This window comes from Microbacterium lacus (genome assembly GCF_044794305.1).
Lineage (GTDB): Bacteria > Actinomycetota > Actinomycetes > Actinomycetales > Microbacteriaceae > Microbacterium > Microbacterium lacus_B.
This window is the reverse complement of sequence record NZ_CP084996.1, coordinates 2,125,624-2,149,759: the sequence shown is the minus strand read 5'-3', so window position 1 is coordinate 2,149,759 and position 24,136 is coordinate 2,125,624. Positions and strand designations below refer to the sequence as shown.

General features: G+C 67.4%; 23 protein-coding genes. 8 read left to right on the top strand and 15 right to left on the bottom strand.

Annotation, left to right across the window (positions count from 1 at the left end; translation table 11 throughout):
* Positions 1-51 precede the first annotated feature (51 nt).
* The 3 genes from dcd (at position 52) to LG299_RS10230 (ending at position 3,986) form a co-directional block, all read left to right on the top strand.
* On the top strand, positions 52-657 hold the full coding sequence (gene dcd / locus LG299_RS10240; RefSeq protein ID WP_404429855.1) for a dCTP deaminase: 606 nt from the start codon (positions 52-54) through the stop codon (positions 655-657).
* A 10-nt stretch (positions 658-667) separates the two neighbouring features.
* Positions 668-1,627: an alpha/beta hydrolase gene (locus LG299_RS10235; RefSeq protein WP_404429853.1), complete on the top strand. Its 960-nt coding sequence runs from the start codon at positions 668-670 to the stop codon at positions 1,625-1,627.
* A gap of 124 nt (positions 1,628-1,751) precedes the next feature.
* Positions 1,752-3,986 (top strand): cell wall-binding repeat-containing protein, encoded by a 2,235-nt coding sequence (locus LG299_RS10230; protein WP_404429851.1) that lies wholly within the window; start codon positions 1,752-1,754, stop codon positions 3,984-3,986.
* A gap of 32 nt (positions 3,987-4,018) precedes the next feature.
* Here LG299_RS10230 and LG299_RS10225 read toward each other — a convergent pair whose 3' ends face one another.
* The 11 genes from LG299_RS10225 to LG299_RS10175 all read right to left on the bottom strand — a co-directional run bounded on the left by LG299_RS10225 (position 4,019) and on the right by LG299_RS10175 (position 15,602).
* Complete coding sequence (locus LG299_RS10225; protein WP_404429849.1) at positions 4,019-4,966, bottom strand: NAD(P)/FAD-dependent oxidoreductase; 948 nt, start codon at positions 4,964-4,966, stop codon at positions 4,019-4,021.
* Positions 4,963-6,345: an FAD-dependent oxidoreductase gene (locus LG299_RS10220; RefSeq protein WP_404429847.1), complete on the bottom strand. Its 1,383-nt coding sequence runs from the start codon at positions 6,343-6,345 to the stop codon at positions 4,963-4,965. Before LG299_RS10220 ends, LG299_RS10225 begins: the two co-directional genes overlap by 4 nt.
* Before the next feature lie 36 nt (positions 6,346-6,381).
* The gene (cobA, locus tag LG299_RS10215; protein WP_404429845.1) at positions 6,382-7,176 is read right to left on the bottom strand and encodes a uroporphyrinogen-III C-methyltransferase; all 795 of its coding nucleotides are present in this window, start codon (positions 7,174-7,176) and stop codon (positions 6,382-6,384) included.
* Positions 7,173-8,078, bottom strand: coding sequence for an ABC transporter permease (locus tag LG299_RS10210; protein ID WP_404429843.1), 906 nt, complete (start codon positions 8,076-8,078; stop codon positions 7,173-7,175). The genes cobA and LG299_RS10210 overlap by 4 nt, the downstream gene beginning before the upstream one ends.
* Positions 8,068-8,787, bottom strand: coding sequence for an ABC transporter ATP-binding protein (locus LG299_RS10205; protein WP_404434857.1), 720 nt, complete (start codon positions 8,785-8,787; stop codon positions 8,068-8,070). Before LG299_RS10205 ends, LG299_RS10210 begins: the two co-directional genes overlap by 11 nt.
* A gap of 125 nt (positions 8,788-8,912) precedes the next feature.
* A complete protein-coding gene (locus LG299_RS10200; protein WP_404429841.1) occupies positions 8,913-9,974 on the bottom strand; it encodes an ABC transporter substrate-binding protein in 1,062 nt (353 codons plus the stop codon).
* 58 nt (positions 9,975-10,032) lie between these two features.
* Positions 10,033-11,361 carry a sulfate adenylyltransferase subunit 1 gene (locus LG299_RS10195; RefSeq protein WP_404429839.1) on the bottom strand — a complete coding sequence of 443 codons (1,329 nt, stop codon included), beginning with the start codon at positions 11,359-11,361 and terminating at the stop codon, positions 10,033-10,035.
* Positions 11,361-12,278: a sulfate adenylyltransferase subunit CysD gene (gene cysD, locus LG299_RS10190; protein ID WP_404429837.1), complete on the bottom strand. Its 918-nt coding sequence runs from the start codon at positions 12,276-12,278 to the stop codon at positions 11,361-11,363. The genes LG299_RS10195 and cysD overlap by 1 nt, the downstream gene beginning before the upstream one ends.
* Positions 12,275-13,018: a phosphoadenylyl-sulfate reductase gene (locus LG299_RS10185; RefSeq protein WP_404429835.1), complete on the bottom strand. Its 744-nt coding sequence runs from the start codon at positions 13,016-13,018 to the stop codon at positions 12,275-12,277. The genes cysD and LG299_RS10185 overlap by 4 nt, the downstream gene beginning before the upstream one ends.
* 52 nt (positions 13,019-13,070) lie before the next feature.
* On the bottom strand, positions 13,071-14,771 hold the full coding sequence (locus LG299_RS10180) for a nitrite/sulfite reductase (protein ID WP_404434855.1): 1,701 nt from the start codon (positions 14,769-14,771) through the stop codon (positions 13,071-13,073).
* Between the two features lie 177 nt (positions 14,772-14,948).
* Positions 14,949-15,602, bottom strand: coding sequence for a MerR family transcriptional regulator (locus LG299_RS10175; RefSeq protein ID WP_404429833.1), 654 nt, complete (start codon positions 15,600-15,602; stop codon positions 14,949-14,951).
* A gap of 67 nt (positions 15,603-15,669) precedes the next feature.
* On the opposite strand from LG299_RS10175, the gene LG299_RS10170 reads away from it, so the two are divergent.
* Positions 15,670-16,176: a DUF4188 domain-containing protein gene (locus tag LG299_RS10170; protein WP_404429831.1), complete on the top strand. Its 507-nt coding sequence runs from the start codon at positions 15,670-15,672 to the stop codon at positions 16,174-16,176.
* Here LG299_RS10170 and LG299_RS10165 read toward each other — a convergent pair.
* Positions 16,165-16,866 (bottom strand): sirohydrochlorin chelatase, encoded by a 702-nt coding sequence (locus LG299_RS10165; RefSeq protein WP_404429829.1) that lies wholly within the window; start codon positions 16,864-16,866, stop codon positions 16,165-16,167. The genes LG299_RS10170 and LG299_RS10165 overlap by 12 nt on opposite strands.
* Positions 16,867-17,075: 209 nt before the next feature.
* The gene (locus LG299_RS10160; protein ID WP_404429827.1) at positions 17,076-17,789 is read right to left on the bottom strand and encodes a MarR family winged helix-turn-helix transcriptional regulator; all 714 of its coding nucleotides are present in this window, start codon (positions 17,787-17,789) and stop codon (positions 17,076-17,078) included.
* A 141-nt stretch (positions 17,790-17,930) separates the two neighbouring features.
* Between LG299_RS10160 and LG299_RS10155 the strand changes: the two genes are divergently transcribed.
* Positions 17,931-18,500 carry a MarR family winged helix-turn-helix transcriptional regulator gene (locus LG299_RS10155; RefSeq protein WP_404429825.1) on the top strand — a complete coding sequence of 190 codons (570 nt, stop codon included), beginning with the start codon at positions 17,931-17,933 and terminating at the stop codon, positions 18,498-18,500.
* Positions 18,501-18,507: 7 nt separating this feature from the next.
* Here the strand turns inward: LG299_RS10155 and LG299_RS10150 are convergent, their stop codons facing one another.
* Entirely contained in the window at positions 18,508-19,962 is a 1,455-nt protein-coding gene (locus LG299_RS10150; RefSeq protein ID WP_404434854.1) for an MFS transporter, read from the bottom strand.
* A 148-nt stretch (positions 19,963-20,110) separates the two neighbouring features.
* On the opposite strand from LG299_RS10150, the gene LG299_RS10145 reads away from it, so the two are divergent.
* The gene (locus LG299_RS10145; protein ID WP_404429823.1) at positions 20,111-20,602 is read left to right on the top strand and encodes a cation:proton antiporter regulatory subunit; all 492 of its coding nucleotides are present in this window, start codon (positions 20,111-20,113) and stop codon (positions 20,600-20,602) included.
* 1 nt (position 20,603) lies between these two features.
* Positions 20,604-21,803, top strand: coding sequence for a cation:proton antiporter (locus tag LG299_RS10140; RefSeq protein ID WP_404429821.1), 1,200 nt, complete (start codon positions 20,604-20,606; stop codon positions 21,801-21,803).
* Positions 21,804-21,806: 3 nt separating this feature from the next.
* Here LG299_RS10140 and LG299_RS10135 read toward each other — a convergent pair whose 3' ends face one another.
* A complete protein-coding gene (locus LG299_RS10135; protein WP_404429819.1) occupies positions 21,807-22,373 on the bottom strand; it encodes a GNAT family N-acetyltransferase in 567 nt (188 codons plus the stop codon).
* Positions 22,374-22,480: 107 nt separating this feature from the next.
* On the opposite strand from LG299_RS10135, the gene LG299_RS10130 reads away from it, so the two are divergent.
* Complete coding sequence (locus tag LG299_RS10130; protein ID WP_404429817.1) at positions 22,481-24,061, top strand: MFS transporter; 1,581 nt, start codon at positions 22,481-22,483, stop codon at positions 24,059-24,061.
* The last annotated feature ends 75 nt before the right edge of the window (positions 24,062-24,136 follow it).

Below are 24,136 nucleotides of genomic sequence, written 5' to 3'. Positions count from 1 at the left end.
GCTCAGAGCCTACGACCGGCGCCGCCCGCGCACCGTAGGTAGGCTGGCGGCATGCTGCTGAGCGACCGCGACATCCGACTCGAAATCGACGCCGGCCGCCTGGGTCTTGACCCGTGGGATCCCGAGATGGTGCAGCCGTCGAGCGTCGACGTGCGCCTCGACCGGTACTTTCGGCTGTTCGACAACCACAAGTATCCGTTCATCGATCCGGCCGAAGATCAGCCCGAACTCACGCACCTGATCGAAACGGCGCCGGATGAGCCGTTCATCCTGCACCCGGGCGAGTTCGTGCTCGGCAGCACGTTCGAGCTCATCTCGCTCCCCGACGACATCGCCGCACGACTCGAGGGCAAGTCGAGCCTCGGCCGCCTCGGCTTGCTGACCCACTCGACGGCGGGGTTCATCGATCCCGGATTCTCAGGCCACGTCACGCTCGAACTCAGCAACGTCGCGACGCTCCCGATCAAGCTGTGGCCGGGCATGAAGATCGGCCAGGTCTGCTACTTCCGCCTGTCGTCGCCGACCGAGAACCCCTACGGCTCCGGCCCGTACGGCAACCGGTATCAGGGCCAGCGGGGGCCGACAGCATCCCGCTCCTTCCAGAACTTCCACCGCACCGACGTGGGCTCGACCGACGCGGGTGCAATCGGCGGGTAAGGAGATCCCGATGAACGCAGACGCACGGCCACCGTTCGATCCCGAACTCGAGCCCGCGCTGGCGATGTTCCGCGGACCGACACCGATCACGCTCACCCGAGACGCGATCCCCACTCTGCGCGAAGCGATGGTCGTTCCCTCACTCGCACAGCAGTTGCCCGACCTCGACCTCGAGTCGCACGACGTCACGATTCCGGGGTACCGCGTTGATGACATCCGGGTCACGGTCATCCGCCGACGCGGGAGCACGGGGAGCGGTCTCGGCATCTACAACGTGCACGGCGGAGGCATGATCTTCGGCACACCGCTCAGCGCGATCGGGCGCGTGGCGGGCTGGATCGAGCAGCACGACGCGGTCGTGGTCAGCGTCGAGTATCGCCTGGCACCCGAGTTTCCCGACCCGTACCCGGTCGAAGATACCTACGCGGGACTGGTGTGGACGGCGAACAACGCCCACCAGCTCGGCATCGACCCCAGCCGACTTCTCATCGTCGGCGGGAGCGCGGGAGGCGGCCTCGCCGCGGGCGCCGTGCTGCTCGCTCGCGATCGCGGAGGACCCGCACTCGCAGGACAACTGCTCATCTCGCCCATGCTCGACGACCGTGACCAGACCCTCTCAACTCGGCAGATCGACGGCGTCGGGGTGTGGGACCGACCCTCGAACGTCGTCGGCTGGACGGCACTGCTCGGCGATCGCAAGAGTACCGACGACGTCTCGATCTACTCGGCACCGGGGCGCGCGACCGACCTCTCGGGTCTGCCGCCGACATACATCGACTGCGGCAGCGCCGAAGTCTTCCGCGACGAAGACATCGCCTTCGCCGAGCGCATCTGGGCAGCCGGTGGCCAGGCCGAACTGCACGTGTGGGCTGGCGGATTCCACGGGTTCGACACCGTTCCGAACCCTCGCGTCTCGAAGGCTGCGCGTGCGGCGCGCGACACCTGGGTCAACCGCGTCCTGAACCGCTGAGAGCGCGAACCTCAGCACGCGCTGTCGCAGGGCATGAAGATCGGCGTCAAGATCAGCCCCGGAATTGATAGCATTCGCACGTGCCGTCGGGCGCGTTCTTCTCCTTCCCCCCAGGAGCTTTTCAATGTCGAAGGTCTTTCGCGCGCTACTGAGCGTTCTCGCCGCCGCCGTCCTCACGTTCTCCTCCGGTGCCACCGCGATCGCCGCCGATGGAACGGGAAGCATTGCGGGAGTGGTCACTGTTCCCCCGGGAGGCAATCTGGCCGTTGTGCTCGTCACTGTGCAGCAGGAGTCCTTCGCCCACGTGAAAGGCGTGAGGCTGAACCCCGACGGGACTTATCGCATTGACGGCATTCCGGCAGGTTCATACGTGGTGGCGTTCTCGTACCAAGGTGTCGAGCCCATCGTCAGCGAGTACGCCGGTGACTCCTACAAGCGCTCGACCGCGACGCGCGTACCTGTTTCGGTGGGGCAGGAGACACAACTTGACGCGCAACTCGATGCCGGAGCAGTGATCACGATCAACGTCACGGATGACAGGGGGCCGGTGCCACAGGCAAGGGTTGACATTGGAGCAACCGGAGACACCCACGACTACCAGCCGGTCTATCAGCTGTTTACGCAGCGTAGCGGCGAGGCGCACGTCACGATGCCGCTTCCGCCGGGCACCTACCGACTCGTCGCACGAACGTCGGGCTCATTCCCTGCGACTCAGGATGTCGTCGTCGGCGAAACGCCCGGCGGGCCGGCCGTGATTTCGGTTACCCCAGGTTCCAACGAATCCGTTGAGATGTCGATCGTGCGCATGAGCACGATCTCGGGAGTCGCCACCGTCGAAGCAGCGGGGGGCGTGAGGCAGCCGTATGTCGGCTATGTGGTGCTCGTTGATCCCGACGACTACTACGGAGGAGGACTGAACTGGACGGACGACGGGACGTTCGAGTTCGAGGGGTTGCGTTCTGGGGGCTATCAGATCCGTTTCGGTGGCGAATCGAACCTCGTGCCCGAAACCTACTGGCCTGGAGTTCGCTCGCAGGATGACGCCGACCTGATCTCGGTCGGAGAGACGGATCATCCCGATCTCGGCGAGATCACACTGGTGCAAGGGGGCATGCTCGGCGGCAACGTGTATGCCCGCAACGCTGCGGGCTCCCTCGTGGCGGCCCCCGCAGAGGTGTCGTTGTGGAAGCGCGATGAGGTCACGGGGTACTACGAGCAATACTTGCAAAACTGGAACGACTCAGCGGGGAAGTTCGGCGGAGCTCTCGTCGAAGCGGGCACCTACGCCGTGCGGGCTCGACCGGCAGTCGAGTCGGGACTCGGTTCTGAATGGCACACTGACGCGCGGTATTTCGCCGACAGCACCGATGTCATCGTCGCTCCCGGCCAGCGCGTGCAGTTCACCGACATGGTGCTCGAGCCTCGCTACTTCGACATCTGGCGCGTCGCAGGAGCTGACCGGTTCTCCACGGCCGTAGAGATCACGCGGACGATCTACGGGGATGCTGTGCCCGCAGCATCCCGCCCCTCTGTGCTTTACCTCACGAACGCATTCAACTATCCGGATGCACTGGCTGCGGGTCCGGCGGCGAGTGCGCAGGGCGGGGCGATCCTTCCGGTGGCCCAGGATCATGCGCCGGAAGTGATCCTCAACGAGATCGCGCGACTTCGGCCGCTCAGTGTGGTGGTGGTGGGCGGCGTCAACGCGATCTCCCCCGCGGTTGTCGCTCAGGTGCGCGCGCGCGTCGGCAGCGATGTGCAGGTGTCGCGTATCGGTGAGGCAACGCGATACGAAACGGCCGAAGCAGTGGTTCGGGATGCCTTCCGTTCCGGTTCACCGTCCGCGTTCATCGCTACGGGCCAGAACTTCCCCGATGCACTCGCGGCGGGTGCGGCGGCTGCCCACCTCGGTGCTCCCGTGATTCTGGTTCCGGGCGGCGAGGAGCTGCCAGCGGCCACGGCAGCGCTACTCGCAGATCTCGGCACCGTCGAGGTATTCATCGCCGGCGGTCCGTTCGCGATCAGCTCTGGCATCGAGGCCGACCTGCAGAAACTGTTGGGAGCAGTAAATGTCACCCGACTCGCGGGCGAGACTCGTTACCAGACAGCATCGGTGATCAACGCCACCGTGTTCAACGGCGCCGAGCGGGCGTTGTTGGCATCGGGCTCCAGCTTCCCGGATGCGCTTTCGGGTGGGCCGCTCGCGAGCGCGCTCGGCGCTCCGCTCTACCTCGCTCCGTCTCACTGCGTCACTGATGACGTCTACTTCCAACTGTGGGATCAGGATGTCCAGGGAGTGGCCCTGCTCGGCGGGACCGCCGTCCTCGCCGATTCGGTCGCTGAGCTTGGCGCCTGCTGAACTCACCGTGATCGGGCGAGCGTTGGCGAGCGTCAGTGCGCGGTGCGCACTCCGACCGAATCGTGCACGAGCACGGCAGCCGCACGCGCACCCTGACCCGCCGCGACGATGAGTTGCTGAGGACCAGGAGCCGCCGCATCCCCCGCCGCATACAGACCCGCGACACTTGTGCGCCCCGAGCGATCGACAAGCAGATGACCCTCGTGATCGCGGTCGACGTCGAGACCGCTGACGAAGTCGAGCATCGGATGCCACAGCGGCCGTACGAACCCACCCTCGACCGGTACGAGCGTTCCGTCCGTCAACCGCACGGCTGAAACCGCCCCTCGTTCACCCTCGAGATCGGCAATCGCTCGCCTTTCGACGTGTATTCCGGATGCTGCAAGCTCCGCCTCTTCGGCAGTGTCGATGACGTCCGCCCCGTGTGTAAAGACGGTGAGGTCATCGGTCCAGCGTGCGATCAGCCGCGCACGAGTCGCGAGATCGGGCGTTTCGCCGATCAACGCGAGCGGGCGATCTTGCAGCTCCCACGCGTCACAGGCGGCGCAACTGAACACCGACATTCCGTAGTACGCGCGCAGGCTCTCAATCGCGGGAAGCTCTTCGCGCAGCCCGGTCGCGACCAGCACCGACCGTGCCGAGACCGTTCCCGGCACGGAAGAACCTCGGCCATGCAGCGCAGCGGAAAACCGTATGCCGTCGCCGGAATCTGCTGTGCTCAACACCGTGACAGCGACCCGATCGAGCACCCGCACAGTCGGATACTGCTCAAGCTCGGCCCGCGCCAGCTTGCGCAGCTCGAGCGGCGAGATGCCGTCGCGCGTCATGAAGCCGTGCGAGCGCAACGTTGCCGCGTTGCGCGGTCGCCCGGCGTCGACGACAACCACCGACGCGCGGGCGCGCCCCAGGTTGAGCGCAGCTGACAGACCCGCCGGCCCGCCGCCGATGATGAGGGCGTCGGCTTCGAGCGCCTCGCTCACGACAGGGCGAGGCTGCCCGCGCGTGAGACGCCGACCTGCTCGTCGCGCGGTACGACCTTGACCCGCTCGCGAGTGTGGACGTGGTTCGCTCCGAGCTCGCGCTCGTGCGCGTCCAGGGCGAGCCAGCCGTCCCACGTCGTGTACGCGACATCGCGCTCGGTCAAGAACTCGAGCACATCGCCGTCGACGGTCGGGGCGGCGAGCACTCCGGCGGAAGCATCCGACACGAGGTGTGCGATCGTCTCCATCGCGTCCGACTTGGTGTGACCGATGAGTCCGACGGGCCCGCGCTTGATCCAGCCAGTGGCATAGAGACCCTGGATCGCAACGGTGTCGTCAGCATCCGCGACGACACGACCCTCGACGTTGTGAATGACTCCACGCGCGTCGTCGAACGGAACGTCCAGCACAGGTGAGCCGTGGTAGCCGACGGCGCGGTAGATCGCCTGCACGGGGATGTCGCGGTACTCGCCGGTGCCGACGACAGTGCTGCCGTCGCCGGTGGGGGCGGTGCGCTCGAAGCGCACGCCCTCGACGCTGTCGGTTCCGAGCACCTCGACCGGCGAGTGGTAGAAGTGCAGGTGCAGCCGGCGGCTCGCGCCGGTCTGTGGGCGCGAGCGCCAGCTCTCGAGGATGCGGAGCATGACCTTCAGCTGGTTGGTCGACGGCGTGATGCCCTCGAGGTGGGCGAAGTCCTCGTCGTGGACGACGATGTCGACGTCCGGCACCTCGCCGAGCTCGCGCAGCTCGATCGGGGTGAACTTGATCTCGGCGGGGCCGCGGCGCCCGAACACGTGCACGTCGGTGACGGCCGATGCCTCGAGCCCCGCGAGCACGTTATCGGCGATCTCGGTCGACCGCAGATCGACGGCGTGCTTGGCGAGCACCCGGGCGACGTCGAGCGCGACGTTGCCGTTGCCGATGACGGCGACCTCACGCGCGGTCAGCGGCCAGTCGCGCGGCACGTCGGGGTGACCGTCGAACCACGAGACGAAGTCGGCGGCGCCGTACGAGCCGGGCAGGTCGATTCCGGGAATGTCGAGCACGGCGTCGCGGATCGCGCCGGTCGCCAAGACCACAGCGTCGTACCGCTCGCGCAGGTCATCGATCGCGAGGTCCCGGCCGACCTCGACGTTGCCGATGAAGCGGATGGAGCCGGCATCCAACATCTCATGCAGCGAGCCCACGATGCCCTTGATACGCGGGTGATCGGGCGCGACGCCGTAGCGAATCAGGCCGTAGGGCGCGGGGAGCGAGTCGAACAGATCGATCGCGACGGTGCCGCCGGCGTCCTTGATGTGGGTGGCGAGGATGTTGCCCGCGTAGATACCGGCGGGGCCCGCGCCGACGATGGCAACGCGAAGGTTCAGAGAAGTCACAGAGGTGTCTTTCGGTGTGAGGGAATGGTGAAAGGTTCAGAGCTGCTCGGCGGCCAGGCGAGCGGTGTGCTCGTCTGACACGTCGAGCGCGCCGACGGCGAGTTCGGCCGGAGCGAAGGGGCTGATGCGCACGACATCGCCCACGACGACGACGGCAGGGGAACGGATGCCTCGCTCCGCCGCCTGCGCTGCGATCGTGGCGAGAGTGCCCACGGTGACCCGCTGGCGCGGGCCGAAGCCGTCTTCGACCACAGCGACCGGGCACTCCGCACCGCGCTCGCCGCGGGCGAGGGTCAGCGCCGAGTGGGCGAGCGTGCCGACGCCCATCAGCAGCACGACCGTGTGGTCGCGCCCGCCGCTGAGCGACTCGATCTGGTCGTGCCCGGTGACGACGGTGAAGGCCGTCGCGAGACCGCGGTGTGTAAGCGGAATGCCGGCGAGAGCCGGAACCGAGATCGCACTCGTGATGCCCGGAACGACGATGACCTCGACGCCCGCCTCTTGGCAGAACGCGAGTTCTTCGCCGCCGCGTCCAAAGACGTACGGGTCGCCGCCCTTGAGTCGCACGACGTTCTTGCCTTCCCGGGCGAGGTGCACGAGCAGGGCGTTGATGCCATCCTGCGGCACAGCGTGGTGCCCCGGCAGCTTGCCGACATCGACGACCTCGGCGCGCAGCTCGACACCGTCGGCGGCGAGCCCGTCGAGCACACCGCGGGCACCGAGCCGGTCGGCCACGATGACGTCCGCAGCCTCGAGCGCGCGGAGGCCGCGCACGGTCAGCAGCCCGGCGTCGCCGGGTCCGGCGCCGACCAGAGAGACACGTCCGGTCATCGGGCACCTCCAGTGACGAGCAGTCCGCGACGACGAAGCATCCGTCGCTCCAGCGGACCGAAGAAGAGCAATTCGATCAGGATGCCGATGAACAGGATCACCAGGATCGTTCCGAGCACTCCCGCCAGATCCGCGAGTTCGCGGCTCTGGTCGAGCATCGAGCCGAGGCCGAAGCCGATCGTTCCACCGGTCGCGATGATTTCGGCCGCCATCAGCGAGCGCCACGAGAACGCCCAGCCCTGCTTGAGTCCGGCGAGGTATCCCGGAAGAGCGGCGGGCAGAATGACCGCGGTGGCCAACTGCCAGCGCGAGGCGCCGAGCACCGTGCCGACGCGGCGCAACTGCGGCGGCACCTGCTGCACGCCGGCGATCAGGCCGTTCACGATCGACGGGATCGCCCCCATCAGAATCACGAAGTAGACCGTTGCGTCCGAGAGGCCGAACCAGAGGATCGCCGCGGGCACCCACGCGACCGACGGCAGCACCTGCAGTCCCGAGATGATCGGTCCGACGGCGCGCCGGATCGGCCGCACTTCGGCCAACAGCAGGCCGATCGGCGTACCCACGGCGATGGCGATGAGGAACCCGACGATCCCGCGCTCGAGACTCGTGGTGACAGCGAGCTGAAGCCGGCCGGCCTCCCACGCATCGCCGAGGGCGCCGGCGACCGCGAGCGGCGAGGGCAGACGATCAGGACGCGGTTCGGCGATCACGACGAAGAGCTGCCACGCGATGAGCAAGATCGCGACGAACGCGACTGGCAGCAGGATGCTGGACAGGATGTCGCGACCGCGGCCACCCGGGCGCTCGGCGTCGGTCTGCAGACGATCGAGCCCCGCTTCGAGGCTGCGGAGGTCTTCGGAGGTCGACGGCCGACCGGCGATATCGGTGTCATGCGGCATTGCGACGGATCTCCTTTCGCAGCTGATCGGTGATCTCGACCGAGAGCGAGGCGACCTCGGGCGACTCGATGCGACGACCCGTGGTCTTGGTGATGCGCCACTCCTGCACGATGCGCCCCGGACGACTGCCCATCAGCACGACGCGCTGCCCGAGACGAGCGGCCTCGCGCACGTTGTGTGTCACGAACACGATCGTCCGGCCGGTTGCTCGCCACACGCGCTCGAGCTCTTCGTGCAGCAGGTCGCGGGTGATGGCATCCAGCGCCGCGAACGGCTCGTCCATCAGCAGCACCGGGCGGTCTTGAGCCAGCGCACGCGCGAGGGCCACGCGCTGGCGCATGCCGCCCGAAAGTTCGTGCGGGCGCTTGTCGGCAGCATCCGCCAGATTCACCGAATCGAGCAGAACGAGCGCCTTCTCACCGCGTTCGCGTCTCGGGACTCCGCGCAGGCGCAGAGCGAGCTCGACATTGCGTCGCGCTGTCAGCCAGGGCATGAGCGCGGACTCCTGGAACATCACGGCCGAGCCCTCGCCGGGCGTCTCAATCTGACCCGACGACGGCCGGTCGAGACCCGCGATGAGGTTCAACAGCGTCGACTTGCCGCAGCCTGATGCGCCGAGTAGGCAGACGAACTCGCCCGGCGCGATGTCGAGACTGACGTCGTCGAGCACCACCGGGCCTGTGCCGAACTGCTTCGACACGTGGTCGATGCGGACGGCGGGGGCGGGAGCCGGCGTCGGGACCGCGACCGGCGTGAAGCCGTCGAAGCTCGGACCGAGCAGGTTCGGCACACGCGCCGGCGCTGCGTCGGTGCGTGCTTCGTGAGACGGGAGGGTCACGGGGAGTCCTCTCCGAGCCCTGCGGCCGAGACGGCAGAGATTCCGGATGCTTCGAGCAGCGTATTCAGAATCCGCAGGTCGAACAGCCCCTCGATCGACCCCTCCTTCTGCGTGCCGGCCTCAAGACCGTTCGCGACCAGGGTCTCGAACGTGTCGGCGTGGGGATCGACCGAGAACGTCACGTACTCAAGTGCGCGGGTGATGACCGCGTCGTCGAGCCGCTTGCCGGTCTCGTCCTCAAGCGCATCGTTGATGACGGTCGGGGTCTCGGCGGGATTCTCTTCGATCCACTGCACCGCCGCGATGTGCCCCGCGAGCAGATCTTCGACGACGTCGGGGTGCTCTTCGAGGAACTCGGCACGCACGAGCAAGACGGTGGTGGGGAACTCGCCGTCCGCCCACAGGTCAGCCTCGTCGACCAGTACGTGCGCGTCCGCGTCGAGCACGAGTCGCGATACCCACGGCTCGGGCAGCCAGGCTCCGTCGACGTTGCCGGCCTGGAAGAGGGTGAGGGTCTGCGCATTGTCGGTCGGCGTGATGTTCACGTCACCGCCACCCGTGGTGTCGGTGACGAACCCTTCATCGGCGAGCCAGCTGCGTAGTGCGACATCCTGCGTGTTGCCGAGCTGAGGAGTCGCGAGCGTCGTTCCGTCGAGGTCGGCGGCCGAGTCGATACCTTCGCGGACGACGAGCGCGGCGCCACCTGTGGCCGCCCCGGCGACGATGTGCGCCGAGACACCGCCCGACTGGATGAACGTGTTGATCGACGGATTCGGGCCGATGTAGGTCGCGTCGATCGCCCCGGCCGTCAGAGCCTCGATCGCGGCGGGGCCGGCGTTGAAGACCTGGGTGGTCACGTCGACGTCGCCGAGCGCGTCCTCGAACAGGCCCTCTTCGAGGCCGATCAGTGCGGGCGCGTGGGTGACGTTGGCGAAGTAGCCGAGACGCAGCTCGGTCACCTCGTCGGGAGTATCCCCTGCCGCGGAAGCGCAACCGGCCATCATGCATGCCACGAGTCCCAGGGTGGTGATCGTTGTCGCAGTGCGGATGTTGTTCACGGTGTCGCCTCCTTCAGCGGGTCGTACTTTTGGTTTGGTGGATGCGCGCGACGAGTCGCTAGGAAAGCACTTTGTCGCGCACGATGCCGGCGGCGAGGGTCGCGCCGTCGGACGGATGGATGACCAGGAACGAGCCGCCGGCACGGTTGCGGCTGTACCGCTCGAGCGGAAGGTCGGTGGCCAAGCGCAGGCGCGCGTGCCCGATCTCGTTCACGGCCAGCTGGTCGGCGGGCTCGTGGGCAAGAGTGTCGAGGTTGTAGCGCGAGTCGATCTGCGCGACGATCGCCTGCACCGTCGAGGTGCCGTGCTTGACGAGCACGCGGGCGCCGGTGGTGAGCGAGCGGGCGTCGAGCTGGAACAGCTCGGCGTCGACTTCACGGGTCGCTGCGGGAAGAGTGCCGACGGCCGCGATCACGGTGCCGCGCGCGGCGTCCACATCATCGGCGAGCTGGACCGACACCGACTGTGGGGCAACGGCCACGTCGACGGGGGAGCCTGCGACGGCGAGGCCAGAGACGGTCGTGCGAATGCCGGAGGGAAAGACCTGCACTTCATCGCCCACGCGAACGGTGCCCGACGACACACGCCCGGCCGAAGCCCGGTAGTCGCGGAGCGACTCAGCGTCCGCGTCGCTCACTTCGGGCGAGAGCCCGCCCTGCGGGCGCAGCACGAGCTGGACCGGGAGGCGGAAGTCTTCGAGCACGGACTCCAGCTCATCCTGTGCGGGAAGCGTCTCGAGCAGCTCGAGGAGCGCCGGACCCTCGTACCAGGGCGTACGCTCCGAACGCTCGACGATGTTGTCGCCCTCGAGCGCCGACACGGGCAGCACGTGCACGTCGGTGAGGCCGAGTTCGGTCGTCACGGCTTCGACCTGGGCGGCGACGCCGGCGAAAGCATCCGCCGAAAAGTCGAGCAGGTCGATCTTGTTGACGGCCACGATGACATGCGGGACGCGCAACAGCGCCAGCACCGCGAGATGGCGGCGCGTCTGCTCGAGCACACCCTTTCGGCCGTCGATCAGCACGATCACGGCGTCGGCGGTCGTGGCACCGGTGACCATATTGCGCGTGTACTGCACGTGCCCGGGGCAGTCGGCGAGGATGAAGCTGCGGCTGCCGGTCGAGAAGTAGCGGTAGGCGACATCGATCGTGATGCCCTGCTCGCGCTCTGCGCGCAGGCCATCGGTCAGCAGCGCGAAGTCGAACGCGCCGTGCGCGAACCCGCGCTCGGCCGAGGTGCGCGCAACCTGCTCGAGCTGGTCGGCGAGGATCGCCTTCGAGTCATGCAGCAGCCGACCGACGAGGGTCGACTTTCCGTCATCGACCGAACCGGCCGTGGCGAACCGGAAGAGCGTAGGCGTCGCGAGCGTGGTTGTGGGTGCAGACATCAGAAGTACCCGTCCTTCTTGCGGTCTTCCATCGCCGCTTCCGAGATGCGGTCGTCGGCGCGCGTCGCGCCGCGCTCGGTCAGCGTTGACACGGCGATCTCAGCGACGATGTCGGTGAGTGTCGCGGCGGGCGATTCGACGGCTCCGGTGCAGCTCATGTCGCCGACCGTGCGGTAGCGCACGACGCGGCGTTCGACAGTTTCGTGGGGGAGCGGCGGCGATACCTCGCCGACGGCCCGCCACATTCCATCGCGGGAATACACCTCGCGCTCGTGCGCGAAGTACAGCGGGGGAAGCAGGATGCCCTCACGCTCGATGTAGCGCCAGACATCGAGTTCGGTCCAGTTCGAGATCGGGAACGCCCGCACGTGCTGGCCCGGAGTGTGGCGACCGTTGTAGAGGCTCCAGAGTTCGGGGCGCTGGTTGCGCGGGTCCCACTGACCGAACTCGTCGCGGAGCGAGATGATGCGCTCTTTGGCACGGGCCTTGTCTTCGTCGCGTCGGGCCCCGCCGAAGACGGCGTCGTGCTTTCCGGCAGCGATTGCGTCGAGCAGTGGCAGCGTCTGCAGCGGGTTGCGGGTGCCGTCGGCGCGCTCGTGCAGGCGACCGTCGTCGATGTAGTCCTGCACGCTCGCCACTTCGAGACGGATGCCGAGGCGCTCGACGGTCTGGTCACGGAACGCGATGACCTCGGGAAAGTTGTGACCCGTGTCGACGTGCAGCACCGGGAACGGAACCTTGCCCGGGTAGAACGCCTTCGCCGCGAGGTGGAGCACGACGACCGAGTCCTTGCCGCCCGAGAACAGGAGGACGGGACGCTCGAACTCGGCGACTACCTCGCGGATGATGTGGATGGCCTCGGCCTCGAGCAGGTCGAGAGTATCAAGGCGGGAGGGGGCGATCACTGGCGCGTTCATTCGTGCAACCCGCATTCTGTCTTGGAGAGTCCGGCCCAGCGTCCCGAGCGCGGGTCGGCGCCGGGCTCTACGCGCGCGGTGCAGGGCTCGCACCCGATTGAGGGGTAGCCGTTGCTGACGAGGAGGTTGACCGGCACCTGGTGGTCACCGGCGTAGTCGAGCAGGTCGTCGAACGTCCAGGCCGCCACGGGGTTGACCTTGACGAGACCGTTGCGCTCGTCCCACGTGATCAGCGGAGTGTTGGCGCGGGTCGGTGCCTCTTCGCGGCGCACGCCGGTGAACCACAGTTCGTACCCGCTCAGCGCGTCCTGGAGCGGAGCGACTTTGCGCCGTGCGCAGCACAGGGCGGGGTCGCGCGAGTACAGGGCCGCGCCGAACTCGGCATCCTGCTCGGCCACCGTCTGCTGTGGAAGCACGTCGATGATTCGGACGTCGAGCACCCGTTGCACCTCGTCGCGGGTGAACCGCGTCTCGGCGAAGTGATATCCGGTGTCGAGAAACAGCACGTCCACGCCCGGTAGCTGCTCTGCCACCAGGTGCGGCAGTGCGGCATCGGCCATCGAGCAGGCGACGGCCGCAGCATCCGCACCGAAGTGGCGCGCGACCCACGCGACGACCTCTGCCGGCGTCGCCTCGTGATCGGTGAGGCTGCCGAGCTCGATGTTGCCGGCCTCGGCGAGTGCGCGCAGCTCGTCGTGCGAGCGCTTGACCGCGATGCGGGGGGCGAGTGAGACGCTCATGGGCCCGAGGTCCTTTCAGCGGCGATAGCTCGCAGCGACGCGGATGCGGCGCTCATACGAGGGCCTCCTCTTCGGCGCGGTGGGCCCACTGGGCGAAGGTCTCGTCGGAGGCCTCGTCGCGATCAGCCAGGAACCGCTTGACGACGCGCTCGGTGTAATCGGCGATGCCGTCGGCCGTGACCTTCAGTCCGCGCACGGTGCGGCCGAGGCCGGCCTCGTCGCGGTCGGCGCTCGCGAGCCCACCGCCCAGGTGCACCTGGTAGCCCGGAACCTGCTCGCCATCGATCATGACGAGCTGGCCCTTGAGGCCGATGTCGGCGGTCTGGATGCGCGCGCACGAGTTGGGGCACCCGTTGACGTGGAGAGAGATCGGATGCGGCAGCTCGAACTGGTCGAGACGCTCCTCGAGATCGAGCACAGCGGCAGTGGCAAAGGCCTTGGTCTCGACGATCGCGAGCTTGCAGAACTCGATTCCGGTGCAGGCGATCGTGCCACGGCGGATCAGGCTCGGACGAGCCTGAAGCCCGAGCTCGTCGAGACCCGCGATGAGGGATTCGACACGGTCATCGGGGATGTCGAGGATGACGACCTTCTGGTGCGGGGTCGTACGCAGCCGGGTCGATCCGTGTGCCTCGATCAGGTCGGCGAGCTTCTCGAGGTTCGGGCCCGAGACCCGGCCGACGATCGGTGTCGCGCCGACATAGAAGCGACCGTCCTTCTGGCGGTGCACACCGACGTGGTCGCCGTGCGCGAGGGGCTTCGGCGCCGGCGGGCCGTCGGGCAGTGCGAAACCGAGGTACTCGTCCTGGAGGATCTGGCGGAACTTCTCCGGTCCCCATTCGGCGAGGAGGAACTTCAGCCGCGCCTTGTTGCGCAGGCGCCGATAGCCGTAATCGCGGAAGATCTGGGCGACACCGTGCCAGGCATCCGCCACCTGCTCAGGAGCCACGAACACCCCGAGCCGCTCCGCGAGACGCGGAGCCGTCGACAGTCCGCCGCCGACCCAGAGGTCGTAGCCGACACCGAGCTCGGGGTGGTTCACCGCGACGAAGGCGACGTCGTTGATCTCGTGCACGACGTCTTGGCTCGGGTGCCCGGTGATCGCCGACTTGAACTTGCGCGGAAGGTTCGCGAGCGACTCGTCGCCGATGAACCGGCTCGTGATCTCGTCGATCTGGGGAGTCGGGTCGATGAGCTCGTCGGCGGCGATGCCGGCGACAGGCGAACCGAGCACCACGCGCGGAACGTCTCCGCACGCTTCGGTCGTGCCCAGGCCGACAGCTTCGAGGCGGCGCCAGATCTCGGGCATCGACTCGACTTCGATCCAGTGCAGCTGGATGTTCTGGCGATCCGTCAGGTCAGCCGTGTCGCGGCCGAACTCCTGTGAGATTCCGGCGATGACCCGCAACTGCTCGGTGGTCAGCTGACCGCCGTCGATGCGGACGCGGAGCATGAAGAACTCATCTTCGAGCTCGTGCGGCTCGAGCTGAGCGGTGCGACCACCATCGATGCCGGGCTTGCGCTGGGTGTACAGCCCCCACACGCGAAAGCGCCCGTGCAGATCGGTCGGGTCGATGCTCGCGAAGCCGCCCTTCGAGTAGATGTTCTCGATGCGCCCGCGGACGGCAAGGCCGTTGTCGACCTGCTTCCACTCTTCGTTGCCGTTGAGGGGGGTCTTGCCGTCGATCTTCCACTGCCCATTGGGCTTGGACGACGGTCGCGGCGCGCGGGCACGGGCGCCCTCGGCGGCGATTTGGGCGACGCGCGCAGATGCCTCGTCGCGGTCGATCTCGTTCGTGGTCACTGGAGCCTCCTGATGTGTCGGGCGTCCCCGACGGTGGGCGCTGTTCTGCCCACGCTCCGACGCTATGCGGGGGTTCCGGCTCGGTGAAATGTGACGTCAAGCACCGTTAACGTGCGTAACACGGCGTCACGAAGTTGACGGGGCGCCCTCGGCGGTGGTGGGGCGCTCGGTTTCGGCAGTCACGAAGCGCTCTGACGAAGCGATCTGTTCGGCGACACGGCGGAGGGCGAGCAGAAGTGGCTCGACGATCACTGAACCCAGCACGACGTAGCGCACGGCTGCTTCAGCTGAACCGGTGGGGATGGCGGCGATCTCAGCATCCGCCATCGCGCGAATGCTCTTGAGGTACACGGGCATCACGCCGTCGGGAACCGCGAAGCCGGCACGGTCAATGGCCTCAAGCGCGTGGGCGACGCCGCCCAGGACTCGGTCGTCGCACAGCCCCGGCTGCCAACCGAGTCGGGTGACGAGGTCGGTTGCCGCGGTCGTGTCGATGGCGTCGGTGAACGTCGGGGTGACAGCCGCATGCGCCGTGCCCAGAAGGTCGCGAGGGTCTGCCGGAGGAGAGTCGAGCGCACTCAGGACCTTGCGCGTTTCGGCGACACTGACTCCCGATTCGATGAGTGCACGGACTACCCGCAGGCGCTGCAGGTGAACGTCGTCATACGTCGCCTGCGTGCGGGAGGTGCGGGCCCCCTCGGGGATGAGACCTTCGCGCAGATAGAACTTGATCGTCGCCACGGATATCCCGCTGCGCTCGGACAGTTCAGACATTCTCATCGGCCACCCCCTTGACATCGATAGCTTAGCTATCCAATATGGATAGTGACACTATCGAAAGGCGATCATGAGCAAAGTCATTCCCGGGCGACACACCCACTCCTATGACGGCGAGCTGGTCGTCTTTCACATCGGCATGCAGATCAACCGCTGGTGGCGGCCCGATCTCTGGCTGCCGGCGTTCACCGCCATGCCCCGGATGCTGAAAGAACTGAGCATTGACCCAGACTCGGGCCTGCTCGGGTTCGAGCTCTTGCTGGGCTCGGGGGGACCCTACGTCGTGCAGTACTGGTCGTCTATCGACAAGCTCTACGCCTACGCGTCGGAGCCGACGGCGGAACATCGACCGGCGTGGACCCGCTTCAACCGAGCCGTTCGCAAGGCGCCGGGCGCTGTCGGAATCTGGCACGAGACGTTCCTGGTCGAGAGGGCCGAGAGTATCTATGTCTCCACGAAGCCGATGGGCTTGCCCAAAGCCACGTCTCACGTTCCGGTCGCGCGCGCGCACGACCGCGCTCGCGCACGGTACGAGGGAGGGCGCACAGCGGCTTCGGGTGTGGCTTCAGACGTGTGACGTGACGGCGGTCCGGTAGCGGTCTACGACCAGGTCGACGAGCGGAGCGGGGGGCTCATCGTCGTCGAGCAGAGGACGCGCGACCGGGCTGCCGGCCGAGACGCGGACCGCGAGGTCGTGGAAGTAACCCGGGGCCAGGAGGTAGTTCGCCACGACGACCTTCTTCTCGCCGTTCTCGGCTGCCGCGGCGACTGCTGCGCCGAGTCGGGGCTCTGCGGCGGCGAGGAATCCGACGCTGACCTCGCGGCCGAGACGCTCGGCCAGTGCCCGTGCGGTTGCGCGGCAGTCTTCGTTTGCTCGGTCATCGCTTGAACCTGCGACGGCGAGGACGATCCCAGCATCCGGGTCATCGATGGCCGCCAGACGCGCGACCAGCACGTCGACGAGTCGCTCGTCGGGTCCGAGTGCCGAGGTGATGGTGACGTCGGTGTGGTCGGCGGTCTGCTCGCGCAGGTCGACGTGGACGTGGTATCCGGCCGAGAGCAGGAGTGGCACGAGCGCGACGGGCTGGTTCTCGGGAAGTGCGTCGAGGGATGCCGCGACATCCGGTGGCTGCACGTCGACGTGACCGAGCCGGACAGTGACGTCGGGCAGACGCTGCGCGACGGCCTCGACGAGTGCGGACACCGCGGCCTGGCCGGCCGGCGAACTCGTACCGTGCGAGATCGCGAGGAGAGCGGGTGTCGTCATGGGGCAATTGTGCCGTGTTTGTCGTCTGGGCCGAGCCGGTCCGGACGCGGGGCGTCAAAGTTCCGGGACGGATCGGGTTGTGGCGGGCCCGGAGTCGGGAGAACGGGCGGTTTGTCCCGGAACTTTGACCGAGAACGCCCGACATCTCCCCGCGTCCCGCGAAAAGGCCGCACCCCACTGAGTGGAATGCGGCCCGGGGACGCTGTCGGCTAGGTCACGTCGGCGGGAGCCGCGGCGGCGAAGCCAGCCGCGAAGCCGCGCTCGAACGCCTGCTCGGCGCGGTGCTGACCGCGGTGGTGAGCACGATGCCGTCCGTGGCCCGGCCCGAAGTCCTTGTGCTGGTTGTACTGGTCGACGGGCTCGGGGCGGAAGTCGCCGCGCTCCGCGTATTCGCGACCGCGGTGGCCACCACCACCGAAGCCAGGACGGAATCCGCGGCCGAGGTCAGGACCGAAGCCGCGGGGTCCGAAACCGTGGCGCCGGCGGCCGAAGCCGCGCTCATTCATCGGTGCGGACTCGTCCCAGCCGAGCTCTCGGGCGATCGCCTCGAGTGAGGCCATCGTCGTGGCGAAGTCTTCGGGTGAGACCGCTCCGGCTACGCGGGAGCGGATGCCCTCGACGACAGCGCCGAGGCGTTCTTTGGTCGCCGTGCCTTCGGGGGTGAGGGCCCACGTGCCTTCGGCATCCCGCGCAATCCATCCCCGCTCAGCGAGCGAGTCCAGTCGCTTGCCCTTGCGGGCGATGCGCTCGGCGAGGCCGGGACGATCGATGTCGCCCGAGAGGACGCTCAAGAGCATCCAATCGCGGCGGGTGATGTCCTCGGCCTCGAAGGCCGTGGCGAACTCACGGGCGACCAGGGCGTCGACGGTGCGAAGCCACCACCCGAACGGGCGAGGGTTCTTTTCTGAGTTGGAGAAGTTCATGTTGTGTCCTTGGTGATTGAAGGGAGAGAACGGCGTTGCGGTTCAGAGACGAGCAGTCGCGCCGAGTGCATGTCATTAGGCATGTATATGTAGTGTGACATACGACTGCGAAGCATGTCAAGTCGCATGTAAATTGGAGGGATGTCGCAACAAGCCCCCGACCCCGCTGACGCGATCGCCGCCGCCCTGGCGCAGTTGCGTGAACGCAGGCGCCAGCGCCCGCCGTGGGCTGGCGATCCGGGCCAGCCAGGCCAGCGCACAGGCCCCATTCATCCCGGGCGCCGCGGACCGCACGGTTTCGGGCGCCCCGATCACGACGCGAACCATGGCCACCCGTTCGGAGCACCGCCGTGGGCAGGCGCGGGCCGAATCGCTGGGCCCGCACGGATGAGGTTGCTCGAAGCGTTGGCGGCAGCATCCGCCCCCCTCTCCGTGGGGCAGATCGCGGAGGCAATCGGGGTCGATCAGCCGCGTGCCTCGCGGCTCGTGCAACAGGTGGTCGATGCGGGTCTCGCCCGGCGCGAGGCCGACCCCGACGATGCCCGGCGAACGCGCGTTGCACTCACTGACGACGGGTCGAAGATCGTCCGCGGGTTCCGTGGCGAGCGCCGCGATGCCATCGACACGGCTCTGGAGTCATTCACCGAGGCCGAACGCGTCGAACTCGCCCGCCTCTTGCAGAAGCTTGCCGACGGCTGGCCGCGCGACTGACCGCGACCTATTCCGCGGTGGCGCGCGGCGGCGCCTTGACGAACAGCAGCATCACGAACCCGATTGCCAAGATCGCCGCGATCCCGAGGATCCCGTAGAGAGTCTGGTTGCCGGCTGCGGCGATGAAGACGCCCCAGAGCAGCGCGGCCATCCAGCCTGCGGCGCGTCCGGTCGTCGCGTAGAGGCCGAAGATCTCGCCCTCTTGGCCGAGTGGAGTGACACGCGCGAGGAAGGATCGGGATGCCGCTTGCGCGGGGCCGACGCAGGCGGCCAGGACGATACCGACCACCCAGAAGAGGGTCTTGCCCGCCCCGGCGGCGAAGAACACGGTCAGACAGCACACCACGATGCCGCCGATGGCGAAGAGGATCAGGCGCTTGGGTCCGAAGCGGTCATCGAGCCGGCCGGCGAGGATCGTAGAGACACCCGCGACCAGGTTGAGCACGATGCCGAAGATCACCAGGTCGGTGAACCCGAACCCGAACACGCGGGCCGCGATGACCGTGCCGAAAGTGAAGACGGCGCTGAGGCCATCGCGATAGACGGCCGAGGCGAGCAAGAACCAGAACGTCGATCGGTGGTCGCGCCAGAGGCGCGCGACCGAACGGACGAGCTCGACGTAGCCCGCGAAGAAGCTCACTCGCTTGGTGTCGAGCGACGGGGGCGGCTCGGGAACATTGCGGAAGATCGGGATGCAGAACAGCAGCGTCCACACGGTGGCCCCGGCGGCGATCATCTGGAAGGTGATCGATTGGGTCCCGTCGAGCACGCCGCTGAGGATCAACCCGACCACGATGACGAGCGCGACGATGCCCCCGAGGTAGCCGAACCCCCAGCCGAGACCCGAGACTCTCCCCACGGTCTTCGGTGTCGAGACCGACACGAGCAGGGCATTGTAGTTCGCGCCGGCGATCTCGCCCACGACGCTGCCGAAGGCGATCATTGCGACGCCGAACCAGAAGTACGACGGCACTCCGGTGACGAACACCATCGCGAACTGGCACGCGATCAGCAGTCCGGTGAAGATGCCGAGCATCAGCTTGCGGCGGCCGGTCGCATCGGCCCGCTGGCCGAGAACCGGCGCCAACAGGGCAATCAGTATGCCGGCGACCATGATGCCCCAGCCGAGGTTCGCGTCGAGCGCGCCGAGCGCCCGGCAGTACTCGGTGGCCGCGTTCGCGGCGGTGTCGCAGTCGATCTCTTCGCCATTGACCACGCCGAGCGCGGCGACCGCCGGGTCGAGGAAGAACGGCGAAACCAAGAAGCTCGGCACCCACACGAAGGTCAGCAGCACCGAGTTGAACGGCTGCGTCGCCCAGTCCCACATCGCCCACGAGATCACGCGTTTGCGGGGGATCGGCTCGTCCACGTGCGTTGCGCCGAAGACTTCTGCAACTCTGCCCACCGCGCCGGTGTTGGCGGGCATCGGCGGGACTGGCGTGCCGGGCTTATCGGGTTCCATGCTGGTCACGGTAGGGCCCTTCGGTAAACGACAGGTGCGTCCTCCTCGGCACGATTGCAGAGCGGATGCTGCGGCACGCCGTTGCGCCGCGAGCCCAGGGTACGCGCTGCGGGCGACGAGCCGAGTGAGCCGGTGCCATGATGTACGCATGTCCGTGCATGTTGAGCGCGCCGAGTTGCCCGGTATCGGCATCCGCCATGACCTTGAGACCGAAGCCGGTCGCCGGCTTTCCATCGTCACCCTGCGCGAAGGCGGGCGGGAGTTGGCGATCTCCGACGAAGACGACCCTGACCGCGCAGCCTCGGCCATCGCCCTCACCGATGAAGAAGCGACGGCGCTCTCGGAGGTGCTGGGCGGCTCGGTGATCCTCACCCAGCTTGCTGGCCTCCGCAAACAGGTGGACGGACTCTCGACCTCGCAGATCACACTGCGCGCCGATTCGCCGTTCGCCGACCGGCGGCTGGGTGACACCAAGGCACGCACGCGCACCCGCTGCTCGATCGTCGCGATCGTGCGCGCGGGGGGAGTGGTTCTTCCCGCTCCCGCGCCAGAAGACTCTCTGCACGTGGGTGACACCCTCGTCGCGGTCGGCACACCGGAAGGGCTCGAGCTCCTCGCCCGCATCATCGACGGGGCCTGAAGTGGACCACAGCGCGCTCGTTCTCATCGAGATCGGCGCGCTTCTGCTCGGCATCGGTCTGCTCGGCCGGCTCGCGGGCAAGCTCGGAATCTCTCCGATCCCCCTGATTCTGCTGGGCGGGCTGGCCTTCGGCGAGGGCGGTCTGCTGCCCTTTCAGACGGGCGAAGAGTTCATCGAGATCGGCGCCGAGATCGGCGTGATCCTGCTCATGCTCATGCTGGGTCTCGAATACACGGCCAAGGAACTCGTCGAAAACCTGCGCGGTTCTCGCATGGCGGGGTTCGTCGACATGCTGCTCAACGCGACGCCCGGTGCCGTGATCGCGCTGCTGCTCGGCTGGGGGCCGATTGCGGCCGTGGCGATGGCGGGCATCACCTGGATCTCCTCATCGGGCGTTATCGCCAAGATGCTCCAGGACCTCGGCCGCCTCAGCAACCGCGAGACACCGGTCGTGCTGTCGATCCTGGTGATCGAAGACCTCGCGATGGCCTTCTACCTGCCGATCCTCACCGCCCTGCTGATCGGACTCGACCTCGGCGCGGGCATCATCACGGTTGTCATCGCGCTCGCTGCAGTGCTGCTCATTCTTTACATCGCGCTCAAGCACGGGCACCTCGTGTCGCGGTTGGTCTCGTCGCGCGATGCCGAAGTGCTGCTGCTGTCGGTGCTCGGTCTGACCCTGATCGTCGCGGGGCTCGCCGCGCAGGCCAGCGTGTCGGCGGCAGTCGGCGCCTTCCTCATGGGCATTGCGATCTCGGGCCCGGTCGCACGCAACGCCGCACAACTCTTGACCCCGCTGCGCGACCTGTTCGCATCGGTGTTCTTCCTCTTCTTCGGACTCTCGACGGACCCCGCCGATCTCGTCCCGATGCTGATCCCGGCGATCATCCTCGCGATCGTCACCATGGGAACGAAGGTGCTCACCGGCTACATCGCTGCCCGGCGAGCAGGCATCGCCGAAGCCGGTCGCTGGCGCGCGGGCTTCGCCCTCATGCCGCGCGGAGAGTTCTCGATCGTCATCGCCGGCCTCGCCATCAGCGCCGGCGTCAATCCCTCACTCGCCGCGCTCGCGACGGCCTACGTGCTGATCACGATCGTGTTCGGCCCGATCCTCGCGCGCATTCCCGACGCCCCCGGCTTCGCCCGCTGGGCGAAGAAGCGGCAGCAGACGCGGCGCGGGCGCGAGCGCGCCGTCGCCTGAGACTTACGCGCGAGCCGCCCACTCTCGCTCGAGGATCGCGTAGTGACCGGTGTCGGTCCACTCGTCCTTGAGCCACATGTGCTCGACGAAGTGGCCCTCGTGACGCATCCCGAGTCTGATGCACATGGCGACGGATGCGTCGTTCCGAGGATCCAGTTCGGCTTGCACGCGGTGCAGTCCGATCTCGCCGAAGCAGAGGTCGAGCAGCAGCCGTGCGGCCTCGGTCGCATACCCGCGGCCGCGAGCAGTGGGGGCGAGCAACCAGCCGATCTCGGCCGTGCGGTCGGGATCCGCACTGCGCAGCTCGAGGTACATCGTGCCGATCAGCGCGCCCGAGGCATCCCGAAGCGCCGGCTGCACGTAGTCGCCGGGCTCGGCGAGACGGGTGTGCGCGGCATCCCGTTCCAAGACCTCCGCGACCTTCTCGCGCGAGCGCGCCTCATAGAGCATGTATCGGCATACCTCGGGGTCCCCCTGAATCGCGTGCAGCGCGTCGAGGTCGTCGGGCCGCAGCAGGTCGAGCGCGACGCGCCCGCCGACAATCGGGCGGAAGTCCCAGGGCAGTGTCATGCGGCCATCCTCGCAGTCTCGGTCACGCGCCCGCACTTCTCGTCCGCCGAGGATGATTTGCCCGATGGCTCCTTCTGCGGCCGGTCAGCGCTGTGCTTAGGTGAACCATGAACGCCTCGCCGGACAACTCTCCGCCGTTCAACGGCAAGCTCGCCATCCTGCTCGCAATGGCCATGTTCGTCCTCGTCTTCGACACGTCCCTGATGAACGTGTCCATCTCGGCCGTGGTCGCCGACCTCGACACGACCGCCAGCGGCGTGCAGGGCGCGATCGCGCTCGAGGCGCTCGTCTCGGCGGCGTTCATCCTGATTGGCGGCAAGATGGGCGACCTGATCGGCCGCAAGCTCGCCTACGTACTGGGACTGATCGGGTATGCCGTCGGTGCGATCGCGATGACAGTCGCCCAGGATCTGAACACCATCATCATCTTCTGGGCAGTCATCGGAGGGCTCGGTGCTTCTTTGCTGTTGCCGTCGATGCAGTCGCTCATCCACGGCAACTTCCAGGGCGACCACCAGAAGCGCGTCTATGCGCTCGTGGGCGCGTCTGCGGCGATCGCGGCCGCCGTCGGCCCGCTTCTCGGCGGCTTCATCACGACCTTCCTTTCGTGGCGCGTGGGATTCCTCCTCGAAGCCGTGATCATCGCGGTGGTCCTGGCCGGCATCAAGCTGGTCAAGGACGTCCGGTTCACGGGGGACCGCGCGATCGACCTGGTCGGATCCGCGCTCTCGGTCATCGGCATGGGCGGCGTCGTCCTGGGCATCCTGGTGTGGCAGGAGGGCGGCGGATACGTCGCGCTCATCATCGGACTGGGCGTGGCCGCGCTCGGCGGCCTCGTGTTCTGGCTCACTTCGCGCAAGAAACAGGGCAAGGCGACGTTGATCGACCCCGCGCTGTTCGGGCTGAAGCCGTTCCGCGCGGGCGTGAGCGGGCAGCTTCTACAGCAGATCACCCTGGGCGGGACGATGATCGTGCTACCGCTCTACCTGCAGATGGTGCTCGAATACAACGCGCTAGAGGCGGGCCTGTCGATCGCACCGCTGTCGCTCAGCATGTTCGCGGTCGCCTTGATCGCCGGTCGCAAAGCCAAGGGTCGCCCGGCGAACCTCGTGCTGTGGGGTTTCGTTCTCACCGTCATCGGGATCTTGATCATCGTGCCGCTGGTGCCCCGGGCCGACTCGGGCTGGTACCTCACGATCCCGCTGCTGATCAGCGGGTCCGGGCTCGGCCTGCTCGTCTCGCAGTTGAACAACTACACGCTGTCGCCGATCACGGATGAGCGGGTGAGCGAGGCCGCGGGCGTCAACTCTGCCGCCGGATCGTTCGGTCTGTCGTTCGGGTTGGCCTTTGCAGGGGCGATCATGCTCGCCACGCTCGCGGTCGGCTTCACCGCTCTCGCAGATTCGTCCAGCGTGCTCAGTACGGAGCAGAAGCAGCAGGTCTCGACGGTGCTCGAGGAGGATGCAGAGCTCATGTCGAACACCGGGCTCGCGGAGCTGCTCGCGGACGAATCCCCCGAAGTCTCGGCCGAGGTGCTCCGGATCAATACTGAGGCGCGCCACCTCGCGCTGCAGGTCGCCCTGCTGATCCCGATTCTGGCCAGCCTCGCCGGCATCCTCAACGGCTTCCGCATGCGGCGTCTGCCCGATCCGGTGTCGGCCGGTTCGGGCGAGACCGTGCTGGGCTGACCCTCGGCGACGAGCAACCTGCGAAGTTGAGTCGACTCGTATCAAGTTCATTTGACATGCTCAGGATGCTTCGCT